Source organism: Geobacillus sp. LYN3, assembly GCF_003064505.1.
Taxonomy (GTDB): Bacteria; Bacillota; Bacilli; order Bacillales; family Anoxybacillaceae; genus Parageobacillus_B; species Parageobacillus_B toebii.
In genome coordinates this window covers 1303538-1327385 of the sequence record NZ_QCWL01000001.1, presented here as the reverse complement: position 1 = coordinate 1327385, position 23848 = coordinate 1303538, and the positions used below count along the sequence as shown (strand labels likewise).

At 42.2% G+C, this 23848-nt stretch carries 24 protein-coding genes; 5 read left to right on the top strand and 19 right to left on the bottom strand.

Annotated elements, in window-relative coordinates; all coding sequences use genetic code 11:
- Nucleotides 1-161: 161 nt before the first annotated feature.
- From abbA to fadH, 4 genes are all read right to left on the bottom strand, one after another.
- Nucleotides 162-368: an antirepressor AbbA gene (gene abbA, locus DCC82_RS06945; protein ID WP_015863284.1), complete on the bottom strand. Its 207-nt coding sequence runs from the start codon at nucleotides 366-368 to the stop codon at nucleotides 162-164.
- Between the two features lie 215 nt (nucleotides 369-583).
- Nucleotides 584-814 carry a hypothetical protein gene (locus DCC82_RS06940; protein ID WP_015863283.1) on the bottom strand — a complete coding sequence of 77 codons (231 nt, stop codon included), beginning with the start codon at nucleotides 812-814 and terminating at the stop codon, nucleotides 584-586.
- Between the two features lie 53 nt (nucleotides 815-867).
- On the bottom strand, nucleotides 868-2085 hold the full coding sequence (locus tag DCC82_RS06935; RefSeq protein WP_097354274.1) for an EAL domain-containing protein: 1218 nt from the start codon (nucleotides 2083-2085) through the stop codon (nucleotides 868-870).
- A 314-nt stretch (nucleotides 2086-2399) separates the two neighbouring features.
- Nucleotides 2400-3164 carry a 2,4-dienoyl-CoA reductase gene (fadH, locus tag DCC82_RS06930; RefSeq protein ID WP_097354273.1) on the bottom strand — a complete coding sequence of 255 codons (765 nt, stop codon included), beginning with the start codon at nucleotides 3162-3164 and terminating at the stop codon, nucleotides 2400-2402.
- Between the two features lie 147 nt (nucleotides 3165-3311).
- Between fadH and DCC82_RS06925 the strand changes: the two genes are divergently transcribed.
- Nucleotides 3312-4208: a metallophosphoesterase gene (locus DCC82_RS06925; RefSeq protein WP_097354272.1), complete on the top strand. Its 897-nt coding sequence runs from the start codon at nucleotides 3312-3314 to the stop codon at nucleotides 4206-4208.
- 141 nt (nucleotides 4209-4349) lie between these two features.
- A complete protein-coding gene (locus tag DCC82_RS06920) occupies nucleotides 4350-4784 on the top strand; it encodes a YkyB family protein (protein ID WP_097354271.1) in 435 nt (144 codons plus the stop codon).
- Nucleotides 4785-4948: 164 nt separating this feature from the next.
- Here DCC82_RS06920 and DCC82_RS06915 read toward each other — a convergent pair whose 3' ends face one another.
- The 4 genes from DCC82_RS06915 to corA form a co-directional block, all read right to left on the bottom strand.
- Nucleotides 4949-5854 (bottom strand): chemotaxis protein, encoded by a 906-nt coding sequence (locus tag DCC82_RS06915; RefSeq protein ID WP_015863278.1) that lies wholly within the window; start codon nucleotides 5852-5854, stop codon nucleotides 4949-4951.
- 137 nt (nucleotides 5855-5991) lie between these two features.
- A complete protein-coding gene (locus tag DCC82_RS06910; RefSeq protein ID WP_097354270.1) occupies nucleotides 5992-6642 on the bottom strand; it encodes a glycoside hydrolase domain-containing protein in 651 nt (216 codons plus the stop codon).
- A gap of 79 nt (nucleotides 6643-6721) precedes the next feature.
- The gene (locus DCC82_RS06905) at nucleotides 6722-7276 is read right to left on the bottom strand and encodes a TIGR00725 family protein (protein WP_015863276.1); all 555 of its coding nucleotides are present in this window, start codon (nucleotides 7274-7276) and stop codon (nucleotides 6722-6724) included.
- A 72-nt stretch (nucleotides 7277-7348) separates the two neighbouring features.
- Nucleotides 7349-8326: a magnesium/cobalt transporter CorA gene (gene corA, locus DCC82_RS06900; protein ID WP_015863275.1), complete on the bottom strand. Its 978-nt coding sequence runs from the start codon at nucleotides 8324-8326 to the stop codon at nucleotides 7349-7351.
- Nucleotides 8327-8526: 200 nt separating this feature from the next.
- Here corA and DCC82_RS06895 point away from each other — a divergent pair, with 200 nt between their 5' ends.
- The gene (locus DCC82_RS06895; protein ID WP_015863274.1) at nucleotides 8527-8754 is read left to right on the top strand and encodes an IDEAL domain-containing protein; all 228 of its coding nucleotides are present in this window, start codon (nucleotides 8527-8529) and stop codon (nucleotides 8752-8754) included.
- A 186-nt stretch (nucleotides 8755-8940) separates the two neighbouring features.
- The gene (locus DCC82_RS06890; RefSeq protein WP_097354269.1) at nucleotides 8941-10089 is read left to right on the top strand and encodes an aminotransferase A; all 1149 of its coding nucleotides are present in this window, start codon (nucleotides 8941-8943) and stop codon (nucleotides 10087-10089) included.
- Nucleotides 10090-10125: 36 nt separating this feature from the next.
- Here the strand turns inward: DCC82_RS06890 and DCC82_RS06885 are convergent, their stop codons facing one another.
- The 9 genes from DCC82_RS06885 to DCC82_RS06850 form a co-directional block, all read right to left on the bottom strand.
- Nucleotides 10126-11100, bottom strand: a complete 975-nt coding sequence (locus tag DCC82_RS06885; protein ID WP_097354268.1) for a quinone oxidoreductase family protein — start codon at nucleotides 11098-11100, stop codon at nucleotides 10126-10128.
- 42 nt (nucleotides 11101-11142) lie between these two features.
- Entirely contained in the window at nucleotides 11143-11286 is a 144-nt protein-coding gene (locus DCC82_RS17440) for a hypothetical protein (RefSeq protein ID WP_015863271.1), read from the bottom strand.
- A gap of 14 nt (nucleotides 11287-11300) precedes the next feature.
- Nucleotides 11301-12092: a 2-phosphosulfolactate phosphatase gene (locus tag DCC82_RS06880; protein WP_015863270.1), complete on the bottom strand. Its 792-nt coding sequence runs from the start codon at nucleotides 12090-12092 to the stop codon at nucleotides 11301-11303.
- A 9-nt stretch (nucleotides 12093-12101) separates the two neighbouring features.
- Nucleotides 12102-13157 (bottom strand): phosphotransferase family protein, encoded by a 1056-nt coding sequence (locus tag DCC82_RS06875; RefSeq protein ID WP_015863269.1) that lies wholly within the window; start codon nucleotides 13155-13157, stop codon nucleotides 12102-12104.
- Between the two features lie 92 nt (nucleotides 13158-13249).
- Nucleotides 13250-14029: an SDR family oxidoreductase gene (locus tag DCC82_RS06870; protein WP_097354266.1), complete on the bottom strand. Its 780-nt coding sequence runs from the start codon at nucleotides 14027-14029 to the stop codon at nucleotides 13250-13252.
- Between the two features lie 18 nt (nucleotides 14030-14047).
- Nucleotides 14048-15253 (bottom strand): acyl-CoA dehydrogenase, encoded by a 1206-nt coding sequence (locus tag DCC82_RS06865; RefSeq protein WP_097354265.1) that lies wholly within the window; start codon nucleotides 15251-15253, stop codon nucleotides 14048-14050.
- A gap of 129 nt (nucleotides 15254-15382) precedes the next feature.
- Nucleotides 15383-16249, bottom strand: a complete 867-nt coding sequence (locus tag DCC82_RS06860) for an NAD(P)-dependent oxidoreductase (protein WP_015863266.1) — start codon at nucleotides 16247-16249, stop codon at nucleotides 15383-15385.
- Nucleotides 16250-16385: 136 nt separating this feature from the next.
- Nucleotides 16386-17171: an SDR family oxidoreductase gene (locus DCC82_RS06855; RefSeq protein ID WP_015863265.1), complete on the bottom strand. Its 786-nt coding sequence runs from the start codon at nucleotides 17169-17171 to the stop codon at nucleotides 16386-16388.
- Nucleotides 17172-17736: 565 nt separating this feature from the next.
- The gene (locus DCC82_RS06850; RefSeq protein ID WP_015863264.1) at nucleotides 17737-18297 is read right to left on the bottom strand and encodes a cupin domain-containing protein; all 561 of its coding nucleotides are present in this window, start codon (nucleotides 18295-18297) and stop codon (nucleotides 17737-17739) included.
- 163 nt (nucleotides 18298-18460) lie between these two features.
- On the opposite strand from DCC82_RS06850, the gene DCC82_RS06845 reads away from it, so the two are divergent.
- The gene (locus tag DCC82_RS06845) at nucleotides 18461-19117 is read left to right on the top strand and encodes a cbb3-type cytochrome c oxidase subunit I (RefSeq protein WP_286170449.1); all 657 of its coding nucleotides are present in this window, start codon (nucleotides 18461-18463) and stop codon (nucleotides 19115-19117) included.
- Between the two features lie 207 nt (nucleotides 19118-19324).
- Here DCC82_RS06845 and odhB read toward each other — a convergent pair whose 3' ends face one another.
- Both odhB and DCC82_RS06835 read right to left on the bottom strand, forming a co-directional pair.
- Complete coding sequence (gene odhB / locus DCC82_RS06840) at nucleotides 19325-20587, bottom strand: 2-oxoglutarate dehydrogenase complex dihydrolipoyllysine-residue succinyltransferase (protein WP_097354264.1); 1263 nt, start codon at nucleotides 20585-20587, stop codon at nucleotides 19325-19327.
- Between the two features lie 25 nt (nucleotides 20588-20612).
- Nucleotides 20613-23471 (bottom strand): 2-oxoglutarate dehydrogenase E1 component, encoded by a 2859-nt coding sequence (locus DCC82_RS06835; protein WP_097354263.1) that lies wholly within the window; start codon nucleotides 23469-23471, stop codon nucleotides 20613-20615.
- Between the last annotated feature and the right edge of the window lie 377 nt (nucleotides 23472-23848).

Sequence of the window (23848 nt, the reverse complement as noted above, 5' to 3'; positions counted from 1 at the left end):
CCCTCCGCATGCCCCACGATGCTCAATGGGATGATCTGTGTGGAGTTTTCATAGAACTTTTGACGCTACCCTCTTTTTAGCGTTTTCCCTTCTTCAGTTTATCATATTTTAAAGTGGTCTTCTTATTAAAAAGAACTATCGCTTATTTTGAAGCGATAGTACTACGTAAAGTCATATGTTTCTTGAAGAAGCCGATCGTATAAACGTAAAAGTTGTTGATACCGTTTTTCGTCCACTTGCTTTTCTCCATTTTCTATATCAGCAAGTTCACAACTAACAAGATCCAATGCGTATTGTTGCGTAAACAAAATATCTAGGAGCAATATTTGCTCTTCATGCGATAATGTTTGAAGTAATTGCTTTCCCATTTTTTATTCCCCCTTTGGAAACTCAATTAAATATATATTCATTGAACACGTAAAAAAGTCTTATTTCCCAAAGCTTTATATCACCGGCATATAACAACGAAGCGCATTTTGATTTTGATCATTCGTTTTTTGCTTGTTGCTCGTAAAACCAATCATCTGGCATCATCAACATAAAAAAAAGAGCACTCCCTAATAGGACTGCTCATTTTGACTCATCAATAACGTAATGCCAAATAAAAAATCGCAATCGCAGCTAATAAGACGGCCGAAATATACGCCAAAAAAATTGGGTTGCGCAAAAATACATGTTCTTGCACCTTCTCGGGGATAGGAGCATCCAATTCCTCCTGCCATTTTTGTTGTCGCCCGAGACGAAATGTGTATACGCCCCCAATAACAGCAATGAAAATTGCAATGATGGATAATACAAACGTCAACTGTGCCATTGTTTCTTCACCTCATGCTTACTTTGCCACGAGGAAAAGAATTTTATACCATTTTAATAATGAGCATCATGCTCAAATAAATAGCTATATGATAAATCGATAAATAAATAGTGCCGATCGTCAATTGGATACGAATACGTACGAATCGTTTCCCCTGTTTCGATATCTGCATATAAATCGGAAAGAATCCCGCGTTTACGTGAACGCATCCGAATAATATTCTCTAAAAAGTATGGCCGCCAACTCCAATTTTTCATGTAATATTGCGGCTGCAATTCCCAGCAGTCATTGCGCTTAAACATATTCGCCGACTGTTGAAACCCGTCTTCATCACAAACATAAATGCGGAAACAAACATCGTTTAGCTCATTAGCTAGAAGCGAAATAAGTTCATCAAAATTAGATACTTTCTTATATTTTGCCAAAAGTGTTGCCAATCGTTTCTGAAACTGTTCAGAAATGCGATAAAGCGTTTCTAATTTTTTCTTTTCTTGCTGAATAAAATGATGACATTCTTGACGCAGACGCTCTTTCAACATATCACGCGGCACTAGCTCGGCAGATGGTTTCGCCAAATAATACCCTTGGTAATAACGTCCTCCGTTTCGCCACGCATATTGCAATTGAAACGACGTTTCGATATCTTCATATAAAAGCGTTGCTCCGATTTTACGAGCGAGCAGAGAAATGGAATAAATCACATCTTGATACGCTTGATACATGGAAGTTGTCCGCAATTGGTGCAAATCAATTTTCAAAATATCAGGTGACAATAACCCGATTCTCTCTAAGTTACTGCTATGCTCACCTATATTGTCTACCGCAATTTTAATTCCATAAGTACGAATATATGTTAATAAATGACTTAATTGCTGTAAATCTCCCTTAAAATGGTGTTCATTAATTTCTAGCACAACGCGCTCTAACGACAATCCTCTTGTTTCATATTGAAGAAGAAGCTGCAAAAATGACTCAGCACGGTCAAGCATTAATAAATTTACATCACGATTTAAAAAAATAAGCAGTGTATAGTCATCGAGGGACAGAAAATAATCAAGTGCTTTTTTTGTTACCACTTCATCCACTTCTAAGCGGAACTCTTCCGGTATTGTTTCATCGCGAAAAAATGGACCGAGACTAACAACTCCCGTTTCCGATTGGTATCTTCCTAGCACTTCATATCCAATCACACAATGTTCATCTGCACTAAAAATCGCTTGATAGTATGGAAAGACACGCTGCAAATTCGCCATTACATCTAATGCATCCATCTTGCTCACCTCTTTTATACACACACCATCTTTGTCATATTATATCATACGTGCTCCCTTCGATATCTTTTTTTAACATTTTTCTTCCCCCTCGAAATGAAGCAAAGAGGAAGAAGAATTGGGAGTTTTTTTATAAAGATAAAAAACTCCGCCTTAAATGGAATGTAGGTGAGAGAGGTTCATATTGAAAAACTTCCATGGTAGATAGGTTTTTCATCGGTTTGGAAAGATGGCGTCGAATGAAATGGCACCGATCTGATAAAAACATGAGCGGTTTCCTAATATTAGGAAACCGCTCATACATATTACGTTTTTTAAAATGGATGCTGGTTGAGCCATTGTCCGCCATCCATTGTAATACATTCTCCATTAATGTAAGCGGCATCATCAGAAAGAAGAAATGCCGCAAGAGCAGCAATTTCTTCCGGTGTACCGAGACGTCCTAATGGAACACTTTCAATGGTCCTTCTTTCCGCTTCTTCTGATTCCCAAAGCCGTTCCGCACCTCCTGTCCGCTCAATTGGCCCAGGTGCGATCGCATTGACGCGGAACCCGTATTTTCGTCCCCATTCTACCGCAAGCGTCCTCGTCATCGCTAACACTCCGGCTTTCGCACATGCGGAATGAATAACACCTGCGCCAGCTCCCCAAGCATATGTAGCCACTATATTGATAATGGAACCTTTTTGGCCGTTTTTAATCCAATAATTTCCTACCTCGCGGCTGCAGTAAAATGTACCATTTAACACGATATTAATCACACTATTCCAACCATTAATCGATAGCTTCTCCGCAGGACAAATAAAATTGCCAGCAGCATTGTTAATGAGTGCATCAATTTTGCCAAATTCCGCATCCGTGCGTTTTACCATTTCAGCGACTAATTCGGGATCACGTACATCCATTTGAATCGGAAGAACTTTTCCATTTGGAGATTCGATTTCTTTTTTCGCTTCTTCTAATGCTTCAAGCCGTCTTCCCGTAATAACGACATTCGCACCTTCTGCCACAAACCGTTTTGCCATATATTTTCCCATCCCGCTCGAACCACCAGTAATAATGATTACTTTGCCGTTCATGTTTCTCCCCCTTTATAAAATGACTGATTACTCATTCATTTCTATCTTACTACAAAAATACGTAATTTTCTAACATTATTTTTATCCTATTGTCCTTCGTTTCTTTTCTCCATTATAATAAAACTATTGTGAAAGGACGGCATCATTATGGAACGTTTGGAAATAACAAAAATGAATCGGCGAACATTTTTAAAAAAATTGATGATCACCGGCATTGGGGGAATTTTGGCAACATCATTCAGTTATGGTTACGCTCGTTTTATTGAACCAGCACAATTAACCGTCACCCATCATATTATTTCTCACCCGCTTATTCCGAAAGAGTTTACTGGAACGAAACTTTTGCAATTTAGCGATGTTCATTTAGGCCATTATTACGAATTAAGTCGCTTTCGTCACACCATAAAAAAAATTAACGAATTGCAGCCAGACATTGTGTTGTTTACAGGAGATTTACTGGATGAGCCCAACAAATATCCACACATTGATGCAGTTGCTAACGAACTTTCTCGCATTCATGCTCCGCTTGGAAAATTTAGTATTTACGGCAATCATGATCACGGTGGGTATGGAACAGAAATATATCGTTATATTATGGAAAAATCTGGATTTCAAATACTTGTCAACGAACATGTCCTCATTAAGCGGCAAAACGAAAGTTTCATCGCCATTGCCGGTGTAGATGATATAATGCTCGGCAAACCGAATTTTTCTGACATGATAAAATCAATCCCTGATTCGACTTATACCATTGTGTTGTTACATGAACCGGATGGTGCCATACAAATGAGCCGTTATCCAGCTCATCTACAGTTATCAGGGCATAGCCATGGCGGACAAGTCCAGCTTCCTTTCATCGGACCGCTTATCACTCCGCCGCTTTCAGAAACATATTATGAAGGATTTTATCAAATTCATCATTTAACACTATATGTAAATCGTGGACTTGGAACAACAAGAATACCACTTCGATTTCTTTCGCCGCCGGAACTTACTGTCTTTACGCTGCAACACCAAGCATTAGAAAAACAGGACGGTTTATAAAGAAAGCCGCCAAAAATAGTTATTGCGGCGTATTCCAACCGTCCTTTTCTATCATAAAAAACAAAGCAAGCAAAAAAGCTGTTTTGCAAACATATGTTCATGTTGTATAATTAAACTAAATAATGAAAAGGAGACGTGCTAATGGAACCATTAGAACCGACAGTAGATAACATAGCAAAAGCGATTTTTACAGTAAACCGCCACGCAAAAACTGCGTTAAACCCATCTTTCCTATATCTTCTTAAGAAAAAAGCAATTGAAAAATTGCTGCAAGAAGGAAAAGCGAAAAAAGTTGGCTTACACTTTTCTCGCAATCCGAAATATAGCCAGCAGCAGTCTGATGTACTTGTCGCTGTCGGCGATTATTATTTTCATATTCCTCCAACAAAAGAAGACTTCGCAACCCTTCCGCATCTTGGAGCACTTAATGACTCTTACCGCAATCCTGCAACGAGAATGCCGTTGTCCAAAGCTAAAGCACTGTTACAAACATATACAGGCATCAAACCAATTCCACCAAAACAAAAAAAATCGTATCAAAAACCAGTATTTAAACGCCTTGGAGAAAGCTATTGATGGAATCTCTCCCACCTTTACATCTAGAGGTGGGAGCTGTGTCATCTCCATCGAAGAGGCTTCTGCGCATTGAATTGGCTGTTTATTATTTTAGAGACTTTGTGAAACGATCATGCACGATAATCCACTTTATATATAAATGAAAAATTCCCTGTCTCATTGATTCATAAGATATGTGCATCAATCATGTTGACGAGTTCACCAATTTCTGGTTTACTTACTTGCGCTGTTGCTCCAACTTTCTCTCCTTTGTGACGAAGATCATCGGTAATAAGAGAAGAAAAAATAATGACAGGAAGTTTCTTTAACTTATCGTCTTCGCGAATACGCTTTGTTAAATGATGCCCATCCATTTGTGGCATTTCAATATCTGTAATAACAAGCTGCACTTCATCCGCAATATCTTTTCCTGTATCAGCAATCGATTGTAAATAGTGAAGAGCATCCTCCCCATTTTCGAAAAACTCCACCGATACGTATCCTGCCTCCGCTAACGTATCTTGCAGCAATTTCCTTAATAATGGTGAATCTTCTGCCACGATGATCTTTTTTTGTGAACGTTCTCGGTTCCCTAAATTTTTTATTTTCTGTGTGTTTATTCCTAAGTCTGGGTTAATGTCGGCAATAATTTTTTCAAAGTCCAACAGCAAAATCATTTGCCCCTCTAATTTCACCACACCGATAATTTGTGCTTCTAGCCCTTGATACATTTGTGACGGTTTTTCAATCTGTTTCCACGAAATCCGATGGATACGTGTCACATCATGTACATGAAAAACAACTTTTAGTTGGTTAAACTCAGCGACAATAAATTTATCGTGCTCAGGGTTTTCGGAAGGTGGAAAATGAAGCACTTTTGCTAAATCGACAACCGGAAGCACCTCTCCGCGCAATTCAATAATCCCTTCAATATGCGGATGGGAGTGTGGAATTTTTGTGATTGGGGCAGGCTTAACAATTTCGCGTACTTTCATGACATTGATGGCAAAACGATTAGTTGCAATCAAAAATTCCACTATTTCTAGTTCGTTCGTACCACTTTCCAATAAAACACTTGATCTTTCTTCCATTTGCCGCTACGTCCTTCCTATTTAATATGGTCTATATTTTATTATATTGTTGAATGCATAAAGAACCAATATTTTTTATATTTGTTTTGCAATTTATAAAAAATGGTTGCAGTCTTTTCTACTGCAACCTTAAAACTTTAATATAAAAAATCAAGCAATCTGCGATCGGCTAAATTCGTATCAACCGGAAATGATGCTGCATCACGGCCGTACTGCCAAACCCAAACGTTCGCTTTACAATTCGGGGCTGCCGGCTGATATTTCGGCGCTTTTTGTTCTTTTGTCGTCCCTGGTCTTGGCGCCGAACTCCAAATGATGGTTTGTACAGCGACTTGATTATTTGCCTGGATCGCCTCACAATAAGCACTAGCAAAATCGCCTTTTGTCGGGTCAGCATACACCCCTGGACGATAACCTGTCGGATGCATCGTCTCCACCCATGCTACAATCCATGAGGCATCGATCGGAAAAAAATCTTCGATGTTTGCAAATAATACTTTATTTGCTGGAATGCCAAGACGCCGCGCATGGAATACTGCATTGCGTGCCGCCACTTGTCCGTTTGCATATCCTACAGCCTCACGAAACGCATTATAAACAGGCATCACTTTAATCCCGTAATTTCTTAAACGTGTAATTTCCTCTTTGGTTAAACCGTCGGAAACATTCGGAACATTGGTTAAATACCGCCCCCAAAATTTTGGGTAGCCAAGTTCATTTTTCACACATTGAAACAACTTTTCCGTTACTGCTTGCGCAGAATCGACACCCCAAACACCTTTTGCCATCAGCTTCCCCCTTTCCATAATGTTCTCTCTGCCATATATATGAAGCTTACTGCCTGTTTCATACAATCGTTCACATCGATTAATCGCCTATTCGTCCTGTATTTCTTGTTATATCGATCGGCGCCTCGATTCGTTGAAAAGCAAGTTCTACCGCTTCCTTGGCCGAATGGCAAAACGCGATTTCCACCGTACGCCGTTCATCTAAATAGCCGCCTTCATAAGCAACTTCTTTTATTTTCGTTGCCCAACCGCCAGTCGTTTCGATAATAATAACCGGCTTTTTATTCATATATGCCGCGGATAACTCGCCCAATGTTCCGTTTCCGCCACGAATCATAATCAGCGCATCAGAGGAATGAACAAGAATAAGACTGCGGAAATCAAAATGAAGACCTGTTGTAATGGGGATATCGATATAATCATTTGCAACATCAATACGATCTCCAGCTAAGATACCAATAACAAGTCCTCCCGCTTCTTTCGCTCCTTTCGATGCCGCTTCCATCACACCGCTTCCCCCGCCTGTTAATAAAACGGCATTTCGCTTCGCAATTTCCGCCCCTACTTCCTCCGCAACATGTCGTACCTCATCGGGGATTTCTCCTGACTGCCCAATAACAGCAATTCGCTTCATTTTATCTCTCCTTCGCATACTTTGTCCTTAATTCCATTTATACGCAGTGTAAGATTCAATCAGACGTTTCCATCATTCCTTATCTTTATAATTATTTTTAAGAAATCGGAACCAACCGTTCCGTTTAAACCAAAAAAACATCAAAATCGTAATGACCGCCATCACCCCAAGAACCATAAAATAACCGTATTTCCAATGCAATTCCGGCATATTATCAAAGTTCATTCCATAAATACCGGCAATGAACGTTAATGGCATAAAAATCGTCGTAATTACTGTTAATGTCATCATAATCGTATTCATCTGGTTCGAGGTAAGCGACAAATAACTATCACGTATATCAGACGTAATTTCGCGATTTGTTTCAATCATTTCCACCAGTTTCAGCAGATGGTCGTAAATATCGTGAAAATATAATTGGCGCTCCTTCATACGCTGAAAACGGTCGGAATGAATAATTCGGTATAGCAAATCGCGCATCGGTACAATCGTTCTTCTTAGCTTCGATAAGTCACTGCGAATATCAAATACTTTTTCGATAATGTCTTGAACCTCCTCATCGTTTGTGTTTTCCTCTAATTCATTCAATACATCTTCAATATGATAAATCGGAGGAAAATAGTCATCGACAAGCTTGTCTATAATACGGTACATCACATGGAACGGTCCTTGCTGGAAATCTTCATCGTTTTTGATTCGTGTCCATACTTCATTCACCGCATGAATCGATTGTTTATGAAAAGACACGACAAAATTTTGCCCAACAAATAAATCGACTTCCTCCGCTTCGAGCGAATTTCCATCAATGGCATGCAAAACAACAAATAAATACCGATCATAAAAATCAAGCTTTGGGCGTTGTACATATTCTAAACAGTCTTCAATCGCAAGAGGATGGAAATGGAAAAAATCAGCCAACAACTTTGCTTCATTCTCAGTCGGTTCATGAAAATCAACCCAATACCATGAAACATCTGGACTATTTACAAATGAAAGCGGAACATCATAGATAACCTCAAATTCTTTTGTAATGACACATGTCCGAATCATGCGAATCACCTCACGATCTATAATCTACTTTCCTCTACATATGATAACCGAAAATAGGCTTCATCCTAATAAAAAAGGGGATATACATGATGTAGAAAATGTTAAAGAATATTTATCAAAATTTTCTTTACTTTTTGTTCAAAAACAAAGATAATATAAAAAAGGGAACTTATCGTTCCCAAGTAGGGGAGGAATCACATATGTACGAAAAACAATATCCTCACGAAGGTGCTATTTTACCTGGCCAAATGGAAGAAAAAAGTAATTATGGCCCGCTGGCGGAAAAAATATTACAACAAGCAATATTCCAGTTTCAAAAACAAAAACTGATGGAAAAGATTGACGAAGCGCTTATGACGCGAAATAAGCCACTCTTTTTAGAACTTTCCGCACAATATAATGAGCTTCTAAAAAAACATGGTGCTTAAGAGGAGAGAAAAATGTTCGAGTGTGAAACGTCTGAGTCATATGGTCAAATAATAAGGTGAGCCGCTTCTTCCAAAATTTATTAAAGAAAAATGGAGGCGGCTCACTTTTATTTTTCCCCATTCTCATCCAATCGTCAAACATGATAAAATGTGATCAAACGATGATAACGGAAGGATGAGCAATCGGTGGAACATCTTATACATTCACGTGTAAAAAATATTGAAATATCCGGTATTCGTAGATTTTTTAACATGGTTGCCAACCGTCCCGATTTGATTTCACTAACGATTGGGCAGCCGGATTTTCCCACTCCTGAACATATAAAAGAAGCAGGAAAAGAGGCAATTACAGATAATTTTACAACGTATACGCATAACGCTGGTTTTCTTGAACTGCGCCAAGCTGCATGTGATTTTATTCTTGAAAAATACGGGTTATATTACGATTCTGACGAAGTAATTGTCACCGTTGGAGCAAGCCAAGCGCTTGACATTACATTTCGCACCATTTTAGAAGAAGAAACAGAAGTAATTTTGCCAGGTCCTGTTTATCCAGGATACGAACCGCTGATCCGATTATGTGGAGCAAAACCGGTCTATGTCGATACACGGTCGAACGGATTTCGTCTATCTGCTGAATTAATTGCTCCTTACTTAAATGAACGGACTCGTTGTATCGTACTCCCATACCCTTCGAATCCTACCGGAGTCACTCTGTCCGAACAAGAACTTCAGAAAATCGCCGAGCTAGTAAAGAGGCGGCCAATTTGGATTGTCTCAGACGAAATTTATAGCGAACTCGTTTATAATAGCGAACACCATTCGATCGCAAAATGGTTGCGCGAACAAACAATCGTTATTAATGGATTGAGCAAATCCCACTCGATGACAGGATGGCGGATCGGATTCGTATTCGCTCCATCTTTCGTTACAAAACATATGATCAAAGTACACCAATACAGCGTCTCATGCACATCATCTGTGTCTCAAAAAGCTGCGCTTGCCGCCTTAACAGCAGGAAAAAATGACGCGGAAACGATGCGCTCCCAATACAAAGAACGAATGGAATATGCTTACCATCGTCTAATCAAAATGGGACTGGAAGTAGAAAAACCGAGCGGTGCCTTTTACTTATTTCCATCTATCGCCGCTTTCGGTCAATCGTCTTTCGATTTTGCGCTTGATGTTGTGAATAAAGCTGGTGTCGCGCTCGTTCCTGGCAGCGCCTTTTCCGAATATGGGGAAGGATATGTACGCCTTTCTTATGCTTATTCACTAGATACCCTTAAGAAAGGGCTAGATCGTCTAGAACGATATCTCAAAGAAAAACAGTGAGTACTTGTTGACCGTACTCACTGTTTTCTTCTTTCCCTATGGAACAAGGATGAGCTTTCCATGCGTTTTTCGTGATTGAAGAAGACGATGTACTTCAGCCGCTTGCTCGAGCGGATAAACACCGCCAATCGCCAATATCAGTTTTCCTGTTTGAACATAGGTCAATAATTCTTGCAAACTTTGTTGATACAACTCTGATTTTCTCATTATTTGCGGCAAAAAGAAGCCGATGACAGATAAATTTTTTCCCATCAGACGCGCTGGATTCATGCGTGTAAATTGACCGCTCGCCACACCATAAACGACAAGCCGTCCAAATGGAGCTAAACAATCGAGCGTCTGGTGAAAAATATCTCCTCCTGCCATCTCTAACGCCACATCTACTCCTTTTCCGTTCGTATATTCAAGAACCTCGTCCTTCCATCCTTCTTTGGTATAATCGATTGCTGCATCCGCTCCAAGCTGTTTAGCAAGTGCTCTTTTCTCTTTGGTGCTAGCCGTAGCGATAATGTTTCCGGCACGAAAAATTTTCGCAAGCTGAACAGCGAGCGTTCCAACTCCCCCTGCCGCAGCATGAATCAATACCGTCTCTCCTTCTTCTAAACGGCCCATCGTTTTTAAAATATGGTACGCGCTTAATCCTTGAACAGGAAGAGCAACTGCCTGCTGAAAATCAAGTTCATCGGGAATAGGAATCACTCCACGCTCATCTACGTTGACATATTCAGCATACCCACCTGATTCGATTAACGCAACGACACGCTGCCCGATATGAACAGAGGTAACATCTTCGCCGACTTCGCTCACGACTCCAGCCACTTCCGCTCCTGGTATAAACGGAAGCGGAGTCGGAACGACATAATGTCCTTCCCGACGTGCGGTGTCCGCATAGTTTACTCCAATCGCTTCCACTTTTATAAGCACGCGACGTCCGGTTGGAATCGGGCGTTCCATCTCAACCATTTGCAGCACTTCCGGACCGCCATATTCGGTAAATTGAACCACCTTCATCTCTCATTCTCCTTTCCATTAACATCATTAAGAGCGAATTATTTAGTGCATTTTGTTTTGCTCATCGGCAATGCGGCGGTTACGCTCCATCGCCTGATCATCAATCAATTCGCTAAACCGTTCGATATCTTCTAAATGCGTCAAAACTTTTTTCTCTACAAATCGTGTTGCCGTTTGCGCAATCATTTTATGCTGTTCCGTTAATTCTTCCGGCGTAAATACGTCTTTCGCACTGCTTTCTTCCTCGTTGCATCATGAATTTCCCCTCCCGATAGCGTTTTTTGAAAAACTGGAATAACAGAAAGCGCTCCTTGCTGATTGATATAATCGAGGTCTGATTCAAGACCGCTGGCCATCATCCACCTTCCGACCCGCGAAGATGCAAGCACTGTTTTCCCCGCACTTTCTGTATTATATTTTTCATAAAAAAGCAATGCCACCATGGCAGCATCGGACAGGCCGCAGGCAGAAACGCCGTATTGAAGCAAGCAAGAAATAAAATAGCCGGCTCCATAAAAATCTTCTAAACAAAATCTTCCTGATGAACCTGAACAAATAGCGACAATCGTTTCAGATGAATGCCGGCGGCAAATATGCTCGGCAAGCGCCCGTCCATTGAGCAAGCTCCCAACGTAAAGATGTTTTGCGTTCATCGCCTTGCGGATCGCCACCGTGCCATTCGTCGTGGATAAAATAATCGTTTTTCCCGGACAGAACTTTTGCAAAAAAAGCGGTGCCGTAGATCGAAAGCCATCAATCGTCCGGCCTTCGTACTCGCCGACAAGCTCATAGCTCCCGTTTGGAAGCAGGCTCGCTTTTTCCCGGGCTTCCTCGGCATTTCGCACTGGAATAACGGAAGCAGCGCCAAACGAAAGGGCGGCGGTAATCGTGGAAGTAGCGAGCAAAATATCGAACACAACCGCTATTTTTCCATCTGCTAAAGCTGTTTCATCAATATCTTCTTTGCGAAAGACGACATGTACTTTTGCCATGGATTCACCTCAGCGCATTGCTAGCTGCCATGCATGTTGGATGAGTGACTGAACAAACTTACCAAAATCGCGGAAGCGTTCGTCATTCGTCTGCCCACGGCGGTAGCGATAATAAATCTGCTGGGCGATGACAGCGAGTTTAAAATAAGCAAACGTTAAATAAAAGTGCATATTCGAAATATCCCGTCCGCTTTTTTCTGCGTATGCCCGAATAAATTCCTCGCGCGTATAAAAGCCAGGATAAACGGTAACCGGCGTTCTGCCAAATCCGTTTTTCAACAGCGGCGGATCGTCCTTTTCAATCCAGTAGCTCATCGCCACTGCCAAATCGGCAAGCGGGTCGCCGACAGTCGCCATTTCCCAGTCGAATAATCCGACCATTTTTGTAATATCGTCTTCGGCAAACAGCGCGTTGTTTAATTTATAATCATAGTGAATAATCGTCGCTTCGCTGTTTTCCGGAATATACTTGACAAGCCATTTCGTCAGCGCTTCCACTTCTTTAATCTCGTCCGTTTTCGCCCGCTCATAGCGCTGAATCCAGCCGTGTACTTGCCGTTCCATAAACCTTTTAGGCTTTACCATCTCGACAAGACGTGTTTTTGTATAATCAAGCTGATGTACTTGTACGAGCGTATCGACCATCGTTTCCGAGATTTTCCGGCACCGTTCTTCTGTCGGGGCGATGTGCTCCGGGAACTCCGTATCTAGCACAATGCCATGGCGACGCTCCATCACAAAAAATGGACTGCCAATAATCGATTCATCCTCGCAAAATAATAACGGTTTCGGCGCCAGCGGGAAAATCGGATGAATTTCCGTCAGCCATGTGCTTTCCCGCTTCATATCATGCGCTTTCGGCGGAACGGGGCCAAACGGAGGCCGCCGCAAAACGGCTTCCCACTCTCCGCATGACAGCAAATACGTTAAATTGGAACGTCCAGCGGAAAACTGTCTTACTTGCAGCGTGCCCTCCGGAAAATCCGGCAATGTTTTTCTCAAAAAATCGGTCAATTTTTCAACAGGCAGTTCTTCTCCTTTACGTACAGGAATGATCGCCGTCATGGCAATTTCTCCTTTCCATTACGAGCGTTTGGCATATTCATCCTTTATCCTTTTTTACTGACTGGTTAGTATGTTTCAAAAAAGCTCCTTTTTTAAGATCCTGAGGCGTGGCTTCCGCCATCGACAACGATTAACGCTCCTGTCACAAAATCGGAGGCCGGAGACGCTAAAAATAATATCGCTCCTTTTAAATCATCTTCTCCGCCAAATCGTCCTAACGGCGTATTTTGCAGCACTTTCTGTCCCACTTGCTCAAGGACGGCTTTGGACATTTTCGTTGGGAAAAACCCCGGTGCGATTGCATTGACATGAATTCCGTATCTTCCCCATTTTACGGCCAAGTCTTTCGTAAACGTAATAACAGCCCCTTTGCTGGTGTTATAACCAATCGTATTTAATATTTCCGGATTCGTTCCGCCAAGCCCTGCGACAGAAGCGATATTGATGATTTTGCCGCTCCGCTGTTTGATCATTACTTTGCCGGCCGCCTGGCTCATGAGAAACGTTCCGGTCACATTGACATTGATGACTTTTTGCCATGCCTCAAGCGGCATTTCTTCTACCGGCGCCCCCCACGTCGCGCCGCTGTTATTGACTAAAATGTCAATTTGCCCAAATTCATCGACCGTCGCTTGCACGACGCGCTGTACATCCTCTGGATTCGTGACATCGCATTTTAATGCAAGCGCTTTTACGCCAAGCTGTTCTAGCTTTTCTTTCACTTGTTCACATGCTTCCAATTTTCTCGAACATATAACGACGTTTGCTCCTGCTTCCGCCAAGCCGATGGCGATCTGTTCGCCAAGCCCGCGCCCTCCTCCGGTAACGATCGCCGTTTTTCCAGATATTTTAAACAAATCTAGTACATGCATGCTATTTCTCTCCCTTTTTTATTGATATTGTCGTAATTCCAATTTGGCGATTTGCTCTTTATGCACTTCATCCGGCCCGTCGGCAAGACGCAATGTGCGCGCATTCGCCCATTGAGCGGCAAGCGGGAAGTCATCGCTGACTCCTGCGGCTCCAAATGCCTGGATGGCCCGGTCAATCACTTTTAAGGCAACGTTTGGCGCTACCACTTTAATCATCGCAATTTCTTTTTTCGCCTTTTTATTGCCCACCGTATCCATCATGTATGCCGCTTTCAATGTAAGCAGCCGTGCTTGTTCAATTTCGATCCGTGACTGGGCAATCCAATCGCGAATGACGCCTTGTTCTGCGATCGGTTTCCCAAACGCAACCCGCTTTTGCACGCGCTGGCACATCAATTCAAGCGCCCTCTCGGCCGCTCCGATCAGCCGCATGCAATGATGAATTCTCCCTGGGCCTAGGCGTCCTTGGGCAATGGCAAATCCTTTTCCTTCTCCCCAAATAATGTTTTCTTTCGGGACGCGGACATGGTCATACGTAATTTCTGCATGGCCGTGTGGGGCATGGTCATAGCCAAACACCGGCAGCATCCTCTCAATTTTTACTCCTGGCGTATCGAGCGGAACAATAATCATCGACTGCTGTTCGTGTTTCGGAGCATCCTGGTTCGTTTTTCCCATGACAATCGCGACTTTGCAGCGCGGATCGCCAGCGCCTGACGACCACCATTTCCGTCCAGTAATAACGTATTCATCGCCATCGCGGACAATGCTTGCAGAAATGTTCGTTGCATCACTGGAGGCAACGTCTGGCTCTGTCATGGAAAAACAGGAACGGATTTCCCCGTTTAATAACGGAATCAGCCATTTTTGCTTCTGTTCTTCCGTGCCGTAGCGGACGAGCACTTCCATATTTCCTGTGTCAGGAGCGCTGCAATTAAATACTTCCGGCGCAATCAACGAGCGCCCCATGATCTCGCAAAGTGGCGCATACTCCAAGTTCGTCAGCCCTGCCCCGTATTCGCTGTCCGGTAAAAATAAATTCCAAAGTCCTTCTTTTTTCGCCTTTGCTTTTAATTCCTCCATAATCGGCGGAACAGACCATCTCGATTCTTGTGCGTTTAGTTGCTCCTTATACACCTTTTCATTTGGATAAATGTAACCTTCCATGAAAGCGCTTAACTTTTTAATCAGCTCTTTGACTTTCGGTGAATACGAAAAATCCATTTTTTTCCATCCCTTTCTATACTAACCGGTTAGTATGTAACCTTATCTTTACTATACCCTTATTTATAAAAATATTCAATATTTTTAGATAAATAACAAAAAAGACATCATCATAAAGATGATGTCTGCTTATTCTTGGATATATCGCTTATATAAAGCTTGCGTGCCGCTGTTTTCTTCCCCTGCCTTTGCCAGTTCTTCATACATCGATTTCGCAAGCGCAAGCCCTGGCAGTTGCAAATTCATTTTTTCTGCTTCCTCTAACGCAATTTTCATATCCTTAATAAAATGCTTCACATAAAAGCCTGGCTTGAAATCGCCGGAAAGCATGCGAGGGGCTAAATTGCTCAGCGACCAGCTTCCCGCCGCTCCCTGGGAGATGCTTTCTAGCACTTTAAACGGATCCAATCCTGAACGCTTCGCATAGGCAAGCGCCTCGCAAACGCCAATCATGTTCGATGCAATTGCGATTTGATTGCACATTTTTGTATGTTGGCCCGCACCTGCTTTTCCTTGATGAACAATGTTCGTTCCCAATCTTTCTAAAATCGGTTTACACGCGGAAAATACTTCTTCATCTCCGCCAACCATAATCGTTAATTTTCCTTCTTTTGCGCCAATATCTCCGCCTGAAACAGGAGCATCAAGCGCATAAACATTTCGTTCTTTCGCCGCCTGATAAATTTTTTCCGCAAGCGTCGGAGTAGATGTGGTCATATCAATCACATATGTACCTTCTTTTACGTTTGCCAGTATGCCTTCTTCTCCAAAATATACTTCCTCCACATCTTTTGGATATCCAACCATTGTGATGACAACATCCGCTTCTTTTGCAAGTTGAGCAACTGTTTCTTTCCAAACTGCTCCCTCTTCAATAAGATCGTTCGCTTTCTCTTTTGTTCGTGAGTAAACAAGAAGAGGATAACCTGCTTTTAGCAAATTGCGAGCCATGCTTTTTCCCATCACACCAAGACCGATAAAGCCGATTGTTTTCATTGTCTTCTTCCCCTCCCTGCATTTGAATGAATCATGTTTATCATAACATAAAAAAGTACCTTGGAAATGAACCAAGGCGCTATCTTTCTTTTTTCAAAAGCGGCTGTATTTCGATTGAATTCCTCATCGCACTATATTAAATCGCTTTTACCATCCCGCCGTCAACAATAAGAGACTGCCCTGTGATATATGTGTTTGCCTCTGAAAGAAGGAATGTAACGACATTGGCAAATTCCTCCGGTGTGCCGTAACGGCCAAGAGGAATCATACTTTTCATGCGCGCTTCCATTTCTTCTTTCGAAATTCCCAGTTTTTCCGCATTGATTTTGTCTAAAAATGCGACCCGCTCTGTTGCGATTCGTCCCGGTGCTACCGTATTAATTAAAATGTTGTACGGTGCGAATTCAAAAGCTAATGTTTTCGTCAAACCGACGATGCCGGTGCGGAATGTATTCGATAAAAGCAGCCCCGGAATCGGCTCTTTAATGGAGGAAGAAGCGATGTTGACAATTTTTCCTCCTTTTTTCTTTAAGTACGGAAGCGCTTCCCGAATCATGCGGATATAGCTAAGCAAATTCAATTCAAACGCATGATACCAATCTTCGTCGCTGATCGTTTCAAACGTTCCCGCAGGAGGCCCCCCGGCGTTGTTCACCAATAAATCGATGGTTCCATAAATGTCTACCGTTTTTTGCACAAGACGACGAATATCTTCTGCCTTCGTAATATCTGCTTGAAGGTGGGCGACTTGTCCTTTATGTAAATCACGTAATTCTTTTTCCACCTCTTGCAGCTTCTCTTCATTTCGGCTTGTAATCATGACATTTGCCCCTTCGAGCACAAGCTGACGGGCAATTGCTTTACCAAGACCTTGACTGGAAGCGACGACAAGTGCTGTTTTCCCCGACAAGCGCAACTCCATAGCTTTTCCTCCTCAGTTATACATGTTTTTATTTAAAGTTATTCGCTGCATTTTAGTGATTTTCCTTCTTTCTTAAAAAGGGGTTGTTCTTTCTTTGCCACAAAAAATTCCCTCCCGAGTAGAATCCAACATCATACCAAATGTTCTTTTTTTTCGCTGTATACCTGTAGGGGATAATGCCGTACAAATCTCTTGTTCTATCTAAAGAAGTGATACGCTGATATGCATCGCTTTTTTCAAAAAGGCTCTGTTAAATTCTAATGTTGATTTTTAAACCACAGAAAGAAGACCGAAATCAATCGGTCTTTTTTGTATGTCTTGTTCAACTATCGCCATCCGTTAGCCAACCATTCTGCATCTATGCGACACCAACAAATGATGAAGGGATCGTTTAATAAAATAAGACGGGTTCTTGAGAATGATGCATTTGTTAAAATAGCACAAAGGCGATGCCCCTTATTAAGCATCGCTCTCATTAATTGAATAACAAACATACAAAATAGTTCCCTAATTCGCAAGACTAATAATAGCAACCACATTCTTCTTTTTATTACTTACAGTAGTTTTATTCAGCTGCCATAGCATCGGCTTTTGTTACATGTACAGTACCACGTGGATGTTCTGGCGGTGCATATATCGAGTAAAGTTTTAGCGGGATATTACCTATATTGATTACATTGTGCCATGTTCCGGCAGGTATCATAATGGCAGAATCATCATAGACTTTTCTTTCAAAGTTTAAATTATCTTTACTCTTGCCCATTTGAACAATCCCTTGACCTTGTTCAATACGTAAGAATTGATCCACGTCAGGGTGAATTTCCAAACCGATATCTTCGCCAACATTGAGACTCATCAATGTAACTTGCAAATGATTTCCTGTCCATAAAGCGGTACGATACGTATTGTTTTGCTTCGCAGCCTCGTTGATATTAACTACAAACGGTTTTGGTCCATAATCTTTTAACTCAATTTTATCTCTTCCCTTTGATGATTGCAAAAAATCCAATCGTTTTGCATGCCCTATCTCATTAGGAATAGACCAGTAAACAGGCTGTCTTCCATAGTTATACATTGGTACGTTAATATAATAAGGATATGGATACATAAAAGGAACATAGTACATTTTTCTCACTCCTTCGCAGATTTATAAATTATCCTATGCACTATGTTCAAGGAATGTACTTAAATTCAGGGTTATTTATTTAAAGAAATCGTTATTGGTCCAAAACATGGTACTCAATTAAATGGCCCTTTAAAAAAGGGGAACACATATTAGTCATGTATATATGTGTTTTTTCACTGCCGTCATGGGCATGATCATCTTCATACCGGCTGGGGCCGGCGGCATCATTAATGCGAGTTACCAGCTGAACCAGATGGTGCATAATACATGGTTTGTCACAGGCCATTTCCATCTGACAATCGCATCTACAGTATTATTGACATTCTTTGCTATTTCCTACTGGCTGATTCTAGTCTTGACCGGACGGGTTTTCACGAAGCAATTGAACAGGCTTGCCATCGTCCAGGCAGTCCTGTGGGCAATCGGCATGTTCTTGATGGCTGTGATTATGCATATTGTCGGACTCCTTGGCGCACCTCGGCGCACCAGTTACTCCACTTACGGTGGACATGAACTTGCTGTTACATGGCTTTCTTACAACCAGGTAATCGCTCTAGGAGGCGTCATCCTGTTTGTAGCCATCGTACTGGTACTGTATATCTGGTTCAATTTGTTGTTCTTGGCACCGAAATCCGAAAAAACAATCGAATACCCGATTGGCGTTGTCAACGAACAGGCGGAACATCCACCTCGAATTCTGGAAAGATGGTCATTCTGGATCTGTGTCTCCATCGCCCTTTCCGTAATAGCATATGCCATTCCGATTTATCAGCTCATCATGCACGCCCCGCTCGGATCACTGCCGTACCGGACTTGGTGAAAATAACCTAATTTCGATCAAAAGAGTGTGTCCCAAAAGCGATCGCGTTTGGGGCACCTTTGCTTTTGAATCAGTCTCTGTTTTCCCCATCCATTATGGAACGAAATTGTTTCATTTTTTCGTCTACATTTACAGCTGCTCATTATTTCCCATGAACGAAAAAAGAGGCGGCTCCAAAAGCGTTTTTTGGAGCCTGCCTCCTTTTTATCAGCTTTCTAATAGAAGGTCTTCTGGATTTTCGATCAAGTCTTTTACCGTTTTTAAGAAGCCGACTGCTTCTTTTCCGTCAATAATTCGATGGTCATATGATAGCGCCACATACATCATTGGGCGGTTCTCGATTCGTTCTTCGTCAATCGCAACCGGACGAAGCTTGATCGAATGCATGCCTAAAATACCAACTTGTGGTCCGTTAAGAAGCGGAGTAGAGAAGAGCGAACCGAATACCCCGCCGTTTGTAATGGTAAACGTTCCTCCTTGCAAATCGCTTAGCGATAGTTTATTGTTGCGCGCTTTTGCCGCCAATTCAGCAATATCTCTTTCGATTTCGGCAAAATTTTTCCGATCGCAGTCCCGCACCACTGGAACGACTAAGCCTTCGTCCGTTGAAACAGCAACCCCAATATCATAGTATTTTTTCAAAATAATTTCGTCACCTTGAATTTCGGCATTCACATAAGGATATTTTTTCAATGCTGCCACAGCTGCTTTCACGAAGAAAGACATAAATCCAAGACGCACGTCGTGTTCTTCGAAAAATTTATCTTTTTTCCGTTTTCGTAATTCGATGACAGCTGACATATCAATTTCATTAAACGTTGTCAACATCGCCGTAGATTGTGTCACTTCTAATAAGCGTTTAGCAATTGTCTGGCGGCGGCGCGACATTTTTTCACGGATCACCGGCTTTCCATCATCTTGCTTCACTACCGATGGAGCCGGCTGCTGAGCCGGTGTTGCTGGGGTTGCTTGCGGTCTTGCTTGTTGTTGTGCAAATGATTCTACATCTTGTTTGCGAACCCGTCCTAACGGATCAACGGTAGGAACTTGCGTTAAGTCAATTCCTTTTTCCCTTGCGATTTTTCGCGCTGCCGGCGAAGCAATTGGGCGCTGCGTCGGCTGACCAGCCGATGCCAATGGCTGTTCCTGCTTTCCCTCGGTTTTTACATTTGTCTCTTGTAGGTTTTTCGGTGCTGCTGGTTTTGGTTCTTCTTGATTAGCAGGAGCGGCCGCCTGTCCTTCGCCGATCACCGCAATAGCTTGGCCTACTGCGACAGTATCGCCTTCGTTTGCTAAAATTTGTTGCAATACTCCTGATTCCTCAGCCATAATCTCTACATTCACTTTATCTGTTTCCAATTCGCAAATCGATTCACCTTTTTCGACATGATCACCAGGTTTTTTCAACCATTGTGCAATGGTCCCTTCCGTAATAGATTCTGCTAATTCTGGAACTTTGACTTCAGCCACGTTGATGCCCTCCTCAAATCTTGCATTATTGTTCTTTTTTCGTTAATGCGCATTGAATAATACGCTCTTGCTCTTTTCGATGAACGACAGGATCACCTTCTGCAGGGCTTGCCCGTCTGCGTCTGCCGATATAGCTTACATCTACTTCATCTGGAGCAATTTCTCGCAATTTCGGCTCAACATAACACCAGCTTCCCATGTTTTTCGGCTCTTCTTGAGCCCATATGATTTCCTTTACATTTGGATAGCGCGCAAAAATTGCTTGGAGTTCTTCTTTCGGGAATGGGTACAATTCTTCTACGCGCACGATGTGAAGCCAGTCTAGCCCTTCCATTTTATTGATTTGTTCTGCCAAATCAATCGCAAACTTTCCAGTGCATAAAATGATTCTTTCTACTTTTTCGCGGTTTTCGCCAAGCCCCTTTTGTTCAATCACAGGATGGAATTGGCCATTCGTAAACTCTTCCACATCCGATGCCGCCAACGGATGGCGCAGCAAGCTTTTTGGCGTCATCAGCACTAATGGGCGAACTTCCTCCCGCTGCAAAATGCCAGCTTGTCGACGCAAAATATGGAAATATTGAGCAGCAGTTGACAAGTTGGCCACCGTCCAGTTATTTTCCGCTGCTAATTGCAAGAATCGTTCTAAACGGCCACTTGAATGTTCCGGACCTTGCCCTTCATACCCATGTGGAAGCAACATAACAAGCCCGGATTTTTGTCCCCATTTCGCCCGTCCGGATGAAATAAACTGATCAAACATCACTTGCGCCATATTCGCGAAATCACCGAATTGTGCTTCCCATAAAACGAGCGTTTCCGGAGCAAAAACGTTATATCCGTATTCGTAACCAAGCACTGCTGCTTCTGTCAGCGGGCTATTGTAAACAACGAATGAAGCATTTGCATCGCTAATATGGTGAAGCGGAACAAATTCTTCACCCGTTTTCATATCATGTAACACAAGATGACGTTGGGCAAACGTACCGCGCTGCGAATCTTGGCCAGTAAGGCGGATTGGAACACCATCGCGCAAAATCGTTGCAAAAGCAAGAATCTCCGCGTGCGCCCAGTCAATTTTTCCTTTGCCGTCAAACACGCCTTCACGGCGCTTTAAGATGCGTTCTAACTTATTAAATACATGGAAATCAGAAGGAAACTGCAACAGTTCTTTATTCAACCGGCGCAATACATCTTTTTCTACTGATGTTTTTACAAATGGTAACTTGCTTGCTACCGGCTTTGGCGGATCCATGATAAAATCAAGCTTTGACTCGTCTTTTGGAACTTTTTCGTACGCGATTTTCAACCGTTCGGCAACTTCTCGTTCCATCTCTTCTACTGCTTCTTTCGTAATAATTCCTTTTTCAATCAACTTTTGCGCATAAAGCTGACGAACGGTTGGATGCTGTTGAATAATGCTATACATTGTCGGATTTGTCGCCATCGGCTCATCCATTTCGTTATGGCCAAAACGGCGGTAGCCAATTAAGTCGATAACAAAATCTTTTTTGAAACGCTTACGATAGGCAAACGCAAGGTTCGCCGCTGCTAAACATGCTTCCGGATCGTCGGCGTTCACATGCACAATCGGTATTTCAAAACCTTTTGCAATATCAGATGCATATTTCGTAGAACGAGAATCATAACTTTCTGTTGTGAAACCGATCATATTATTCGCAATAATATGAATCGATCCGCCTGTCTGATATCCTTGCAAACGGCTTAAGTTTAGTGTTTCGGCTACAATTCCTTGCCCAGGAAATGCCGCGTCTCCGTGAATCATAATAGCAAACGACGAATCGGTATCTTGAGACGGCACGCCCGCGTTCGTGCGATCCTCTTGAGCAGCACGCGTAAACCCTAAAACAACAGGATTAACCACTTCTAGATGGCTTGGGTTGTTTGCCAATGTAATTCTCATCGTATGCTCATTTTTGTTTCGAAGACGGCGAGCTGCCCCTAAATGATATTTCACATCTCCCGTCCAGCCATATGTAATCGCTACCGATCCTTCCGACGGAATGAAATCTTTGCTTTCCGCATGTTGGAACTCAGCAAAAATCATTTCATATGGCTTTCCAAGGACGTGAGCAAGCACGTTTAAGCGGCCGCGATGCGCCATGCCGATATTAACCGCTTTCACTTCTTCTTCAATGGAATTGCGGACAAGTTCGTCTAATAGTGGAACCATCGAATCTAATCCTTCGATCGAGAAACGTTTTTGGCCGACAAACGTACGATGAAGGAACTTTTCAAACCCTTCCACTTCCGTAAGGCGGCGGAGCAACGCCACTTTTTCCTCGTTTGTCAGACTTGGGTAATATGCTCCTGATTCAATTTGGGTAATTAACCAATTTCTTTCTTCTAAGTTATGTACTTGTGAAAATTCGAAAGCGATTTTATCCGTGTATATTTTCCGCAAATGGTTAATGGCATCCAATCCATTTTTCACATGCGCAGGCGCATGCGGACAAATAAATGCGACAGGAATTTGTTTTAAATCATCTTCCGTTAAATCAAATTCGCTTAATTCAATACGGTGCGTATCTTTATTTTGGGTATTTAATGGGTTGATATCTGCTGCTAGATGGCCATAATGGCGAATTTTATCAGCTAGTTTTACCGCAGCAACAAGTTTGCTGAATATGGTTGGATTCTCAGGAAGCCGGAACGTTTGATAAGTTTTTGCGACACTCCCACTATGCTCAAACCGTTCTGCTTCCGTTGTCGGTGCTCCCCACTCCTTAAACAATTGTTTCAATTCGGGATCTACGCTGTCCGGATCCTCTAGATACTGCTCATACATTTCCATCACGTATCCAAGGTTCGGGCCATAAAATTGACTCCATGGTTCTGCGTAGTGCATCGTTTGCTTTGTCATTATGAAAAACCTCCAACTATTTCATTCATTTGGGATGATTGCGAGCCGGCTTCGCACGCATAGCGTAAATACGAAGCGGAGATGATACCCGCTCACATCCATGTTCCCAAATAAACAAAGAAATAACGTTATAAACGTTTTCAATCTATATTTTAACATTATTATTCATTAAAATCGATGATTAAAAACTAAAAATCGTCACATAATACTTATTTTTTTTAATTGAGTTTAAAAACATAAGAAAAAAAGCGGCAACACATATGTATTGCCGCAGAATGATCAATGAAATAAAGCAAAGACTATAGTGTGACATACTCCCACCACCTACGCTTCGCTTAGAGGTGGGGGCTTCTCGGGTAATCCCATCTCATGATGGG

Coding starts and splice junctions, on each gene's coding strand:
- abbA (WP_015863284.1), bottom strand. CDS start 368: ATGGGAAAGCAATTACTTCAAACATTATCGCATGAAGAGCAAATATTG.
- DCC82_RS06940 (WP_015863283.1), bottom strand. CDS start 814: ATGGCACAGTTGACGTTTGTATTATCCATCATTGCAATTTTCATTGCT.
- DCC82_RS06935 (WP_097354274.1), bottom strand. CDS start 2,085: ATGGATGCATTAGATGTAATGGCGAATTTGCAGCGTGTCTTTCCATAC.
- fadH (WP_097354273.1), bottom strand. CDS start 3,164: ATGAACGGCAAAGTAATCATTATTACTGGTGGTTCGAGCGGGATGGGA.
- DCC82_RS06925 (WP_097354272.1), top strand. CDS start 3,312: ATGGAACGTTTGGAAATAACAAAAATGAATCGGCGAACATTTTTAAAA.
- DCC82_RS06920 (WP_097354271.1), top strand. CDS start 4,350: ATGGAACCATTAGAACCGACAGTAGATAACATAGCAAAAGCGATTTTT.
- DCC82_RS06915 (WP_015863278.1), bottom strand. CDS start 5,854: ATGGAAGAAAGATCAAGTGTTTTATTGGAAAGTGGTACGAACGAACTA.
- DCC82_RS06910 (WP_097354270.1), bottom strand. CDS start 6,642: ATGGCAAAAGGTGTTTGGGGTGTCGATTCTGCGCAAGCAGTAACGGAA.
- DCC82_RS06905 (WP_015863276.1), bottom strand. CDS start 7,276: ATGAAGCGAATTGCTGTTATTGGGCAGTCAGGAGAAATCCCCGATGAG.
- corA (WP_015863275.1), bottom strand. CDS start 8,326: ATGATTCGGACATGTGTCATTACAAAAGAATTTGAGGTTATCTATGAT.
- DCC82_RS06895 (WP_015863274.1), top strand. CDS start 8,527: ATGTACGAAAAACAATATCCTCACGAAGGTGCTATTTTACCTGGCCAA.
- DCC82_RS06885 (WP_097354268.1), bottom strand. CDS start 11,100: ATGAAGGTGGTTCAATTTACCGAATATGGCGGTCCGGAAGTGCTGCAA.
- DCC82_RS17440 (WP_015863271.1), bottom strand. CDS start 11,286: ATGATTGCGCAAACGGCAACACGATTTGTAGAGAAAAAAGTTTTGACG.
- DCC82_RS06880 (WP_015863270.1), bottom strand. CDS start 12,092: ATGGCAAAAGTACATGTCGTCTTTCGCAAAGAAGATATTGATGAAACA.
- DCC82_RS06875 (WP_015863269.1), bottom strand. CDS start 13,157: ATGACGGCGATCATTCCTGTACGTAAAGGAGAAGAACTGCCTGTTGAA.
- DCC82_RS06870 (WP_097354266.1), bottom strand. CDS start 14,029: ATGCATGTACTAGATTTGTTTAAAATATCTGGAAAAACGGCGATCGTT.
- DCC82_RS06865 (WP_097354265.1), bottom strand. CDS start 15,253: ATGGATTTTTCGTATTCACCGAAAGTCAAAGAGCTGATTAAAAAGTTA.
- DCC82_RS06860 (WP_015863266.1), bottom strand. CDS start 16,249: ATGAAAACAATCGGCTTTATCGGTCTTGGTGTGATGGGAAAAAGCATG.
- DCC82_RS06855 (WP_015863265.1), bottom strand. CDS start 17,171: ATGGAGTTGCGCTTGTCGGGGAAAACAGCACTTGTCGTCGCTTCCAGT.
- DCC82_RS06850 (WP_015863264.1), bottom strand. CDS start 18,297: ATGTACTATGTTCCTTTTATGTATCCATATCCTTATTATATTAACGTA.
- DCC82_RS06845 (WP_286170449.1), top strand. CDS start 18,461: ATGTGTTTTTTCACTGCCGTCATGGGCATGATCATCTTCATACCGGCT.
- DCC82_RS06835 (WP_097354263.1), bottom strand. CDS start 23,471: ATGACAAAGCAAACGATGCACTACGCAGAACCATGGAGTCAATTTTAT.